4 protein-coding genes and 1 pseudogene are annotated in these 3,984 nt (G+C 44.7%); 1 reads left to right on the forward strand and 4 read right to left on the reverse strand.

From position 1 onward, the window contains the following. Positions 1-258, forward strand: a 258-nt coding sequence (locus F6K57_RS38700) for an ABC transporter permease subunit (RefSeq protein ID WP_293073918.1), incomplete at its 5' end; no start/stop codon positions are given. Here the strand turns inward: F6K57_RS38700 and F6K57_RS38705 are convergent. The 4 genes and pseudogenes from F6K57_RS38705 to F6K57_RS38720 all read right to left on the reverse strand — a co-directional run bounded on the left by F6K57_RS38705 (position 184) and on the right by F6K57_RS38720 (position 3,623). Beyond that, the gene (locus tag F6K57_RS38705) at positions 184-459 is read right to left on the reverse strand and encodes a hypothetical protein (protein WP_293073920.1); all 276 of its coding nucleotides are present in this window, start codon (positions 457-459) and stop codon (positions 184-186) included. The genes F6K57_RS38700 and F6K57_RS38705 overlap by 75 nt on opposite strands. A 33-nt stretch (positions 460-492) precedes the next feature. Next, a complete protein-coding gene (locus F6K57_RS38710) occupies positions 493-660 on the reverse strand; it encodes a hypothetical protein (protein ID WP_293073923.1) in 168 nt (55 codons plus the stop codon). Then, positions 661-2,107, reverse strand: a pseudogene (locus F6K57_RS38715) (IS66 family transposase). It abuts the gene before it with no gap. Positions 2,108-2,183: 76 nt separating this feature from the next. Continuing rightward, complete coding sequence (locus tag F6K57_RS38720) at positions 2,184-3,623, reverse strand: AAA-like domain-containing protein (protein WP_293073926.1); 1,440 nt, start codon at positions 3,621-3,623, stop codon at positions 2,184-2,186. Positions 3,624-3,984 lie beyond the last annotated feature (361 nt).

A 3,984-nucleotide genomic window follows, 5' to 3' on the forward strand; every position in this document is an offset into this window, starting at 1 on the left:
TGTCCGGTAATTGTTGCAGCTACCTTGGCGGTGGGAAATGCGATTATTACTGAGTCTACCTTGAGTTTTTTAGGCTTAGGGTTTCCCCCTGATGTTCCTACGTGGGGACGGATGCTATTTGATGCCCAAAATTATATTGAAATAGCGCCTCATATGGCAATTTTTCCGGGATTAGCGATTTTTTTAACAGTGCTGAGTATTAATTATATTGGGGATGGATTGAGGGATGCTTTGGATCCGCAAACTCGGAGAAAGTAGGGAGTAGGGAGTAGGGAGTAGGGAGTAGGGAGTAGGGAATGGGAGCATGTCACTTTTGCCGAACATTTGTACTAAGGTAATAGGTAATGGGTAATAGCGATGCAGCGCGGTCTTGGGGGTTTCCCCCATGAGCGACTGCATCAAGACGGTAATAGGTAATAGGTCTGAAGGGGAGCTAGTCCTGGATGAATATTTGTACATTATCTATAGCCCCCTCATGGGTAATTGCTTGCTCTACTGGAAAATAGTACTAATGTTTAAGCATTGCAAGACCTGCTCCCGTAGGGAATAGGGAAAATGTTGGGCTAACCACTCTACAGCAACTTGCCTAAGTGAAAAACTAGGATACTTGATAATATCTAGGTAAGCATTCAGGTGTAGGGGTTGACAAAGCCATCCCAATTACTCAAAGTCAGGAATCAGAGACAATTCGTGAGAACGCTCCCGCACTGCCAAGGAAAGAGATCGTCCTAAAAACTCAACAGCTGAACGACCCTGAGCCCGACAAGACTGAATCCCACTCAGCAATGTCGCCGAACGGATAAACCCATCCCAGGAACGAGACCCACCGGCTACTTTCCGCTTAGTAACCGCCAGACGCAATGACCGCTCTGCCCGATTGTTATCGGGGGGCACTTGGGGGTAGTCAAGGAAATACCACCATTGATCGGACTTGTTCCTCAAGGACTTCAACAACAGCCCAGCCGCATGACCGGCTTTTGGACTCCAGGTCTCAATTGCCTCAGTTACTCGCCTTTTGAAAGACTCAGCCCAAGAAGCATAAGCGGATGCCTCACGGGTTTCGCGCCACTGGCGGTGTTGGGCAAAGGCTTCATCAATGACGCCCTTGAAAAGCCTGACCCAAGGCTTGCTGATGAGGCGGTTTCAGACGAGTGACTTGCTTAAAATGTCGTCGCAGATGGGCTAAACATTTCTGCTGAGCCGTCACTTGATAGCCGTTATAGACACTGAAATCGTCTGAAATGAGGACTCCAGCAAAACTCTGACCAAGTAAGTGTTCCAGTTCAACTCGTGAGCGAGTGTCTCCAGCATGGAACAAACTATATCCTTCTCCCGAGAGTACCCACATCCATTCTTTAACTCCCTTGACCAACCACGGGGACTCGTCGGCGTGAACGTGAGGTTGGGTCTTCACCCACTCTTTCAACTCCTTCACTTGTGATGTCACAGCTAATGCCACCCGCCGCGTGGTCGATTCTAGAGTTCCTAAGCTCACCTCGATTTTCCCGAACTCTCGCAACCACTCTTGTTGCTTCTCATAAGACAAATGACCGTAGTGTCCCAACCAGGCCAGCATTCCTTGCAAGTTGGCTGACAAGTCTTGTCCGGGGATGACATTTTCCGGTAACTCCCCCCCAACCAGAGTTCCACAGTGGTGACACACCCGTCGCTTCTGCTGGTACTCTACAATTTCGATGGGACGCTCTACCAGTTGAGCCACGACATAGCTTCGGGTTGAGCAATCCCTACTTTCCCACTGATTTCCCTTACAGATCGGACAACTTTGAGGTTCGACTACTACATATCGGTCAACCCGCCCAAATCCTTTTCGGGTTTTCCCTTTGTGTCCTGGTTGTCCTCCTGGTTTTCGTTTCTGCGAATCTGATTCCTTCGACGGTTTTTTCTCTGACCTTCTGATTAAATCACTTGATGGGGGTTTTGATGAAGTCTGGCTGTCTTTGTTCAACAGACTTTTGAGGCGTTCCACCTCCCCAATCAGTTGTTCAATCACTTGTTGCTGTTGCAGGACCAGCTCCACCAGAACTGATTGGGGAAGCAGTTCCAGAGCTTCAAAGCTATTTGGGGTAGCTGGCGGTTTGATTTCCATGGTTCTACACTACTACTCATCCTTCCCTTTTTGTCAACCCCATCACCTGAATGCTTACATATCTAGGTTCATGGTTTCAAACCAAAACTCGACTAAAATACTCACGATACAAATGGCATCGAGGTACGACTCGATTACCCTGCTGCTCTACTAATCCCATACTATGTAGCTTGTAAATCTGGAGTGAATCTAATTCCACTGGCTCCCATGAAGTGACAACTTGCTGCAATGCTTTAGCTAATTCTGGTGCTTGTCGTAGTGCTTGCAAATGTCGTCGTAAATGGTTGCTGTAAATACCTGCTTCTGTGGCTGCTGCTTGTAACAATTCCTCTAATGTTATCTTTCCACATACAATTTCATATATTCCTAAACGTACTAGATAAGGATGTCCGCATACCATTTTCATGAGCTTTTCAACCTCACTATTGTTCCAATTAAGCCCATGGAAACAAGCTAAACTTTTTACTTGAATTGGGTCAAATTCTGTTAGTTCTAATGGTACTCCCGCATTGAAAGGAGATTGATTGATATCTAAGGGGATATAAACTTCCGTTGAATGGGCGACGACTAATCGCAGTTGTCTCCAGATATCAGCAATTTTTCCTTTTTCATGCCAGCTGCGTAGCATACCCAAAAAATCTTCAATGACCTCCCTATAGGAAAATAGACGATCTATATCATCTAATCCTAATACCAAAGGACAATTAATTTGGGGCAATAAATACTCTTCAAAGTACAGTGTACAGTTATCGTTGCTACCGAAAATTTCCGTATCCCAATAATTATCTAGCTGATTAGCTAACTTTAACTCCCGACTAACCTGTAGGCAAAGCGAGCGTAGAAACAGCTCCAAATTAGTCAAAACGGACTTATTGACGCTATTCAAACTCAGATACACTGTTTGAGCATTTTCCGAAGCAGCATGGTCTAACAGCTTCATGATCAAAGAGGTCTTACCCATTAACTTTGGGGCTTTAATCCGAATTAACGCCGCCGGTTTAACTACTGTTTTATAGCCAAGAGATTCAATCCCATCTCGTTCAATGTAAAAGGGAGAAGACGGTGCCACTGCACCTTCTGGAAAAGGGAATTCTGTTGCTGAAACACGGAGCGATGAGGGCAAGTTGATACTAGTCTGTACTTGTGTTTTAGCTCTCTCTAAGGCGACTTTAAAATTCTTTTTAGTTAACTTTTCCCCTAAAGCTTCAGACAGCTTTTTCCATAACTGATTGCCAATATCTTTGTTAAGGTACTCTGTACTATAGCCAGCTCGTTTGCCAATTTCTTCATAGGTTAGTCCTGCCCAAGAACCTTCAAGTACAAGTATTTCTATATCATTAAGGTGCTTTTGGGTCTTTTGGAAAAGCAGTTGTTCTGCTATTTCTTTTGCCTGCTGCCAAGTCAGTCCTGATTCTAAGTTACTCATTCTGAGTCGTTTCGGATGAAGACACAGATACCAGGGTAAGCGCAAGACAAATTGAGCCAAAATGCGATATAGGGCAAGAATTATGACCATATTAAGCCTTGATTCTCCGCACTATTGCATATTTATATCAATATTGTTGATAATAATGCCACCTTATTGATTCTTGCGTTTACCCTGAAACAGATACCAGTCTGGATTCTATTTTCTATATTACACGACTTGGCAAATTAAGGGTGAATCAAGGAGCCACAACAGGGTAATCTGAGAGACATCACAGTTAGAGAGTTAACCGGGTGTATCTCATATTTGTAAAAAAGAAGGGGGAGTGTGGGAAGTGTGGGGAGGGTGGGGAGGGTGGGGAGATAGGGAGATAGGGAGATAGGGAGATAGGGAGATGGGGGAAATTTTTATTAAGGGTAATGTCATATTCGTCAGTATCCCAAATTCGTTA

Source organism: Moorena sp. SIO4A5 (assembly GCF_010672005.1).
Lineage (GTDB): Bacteria > Cyanobacteriota > Cyanobacteriia > Cyanobacteriales > Coleofasciculaceae > Moorena.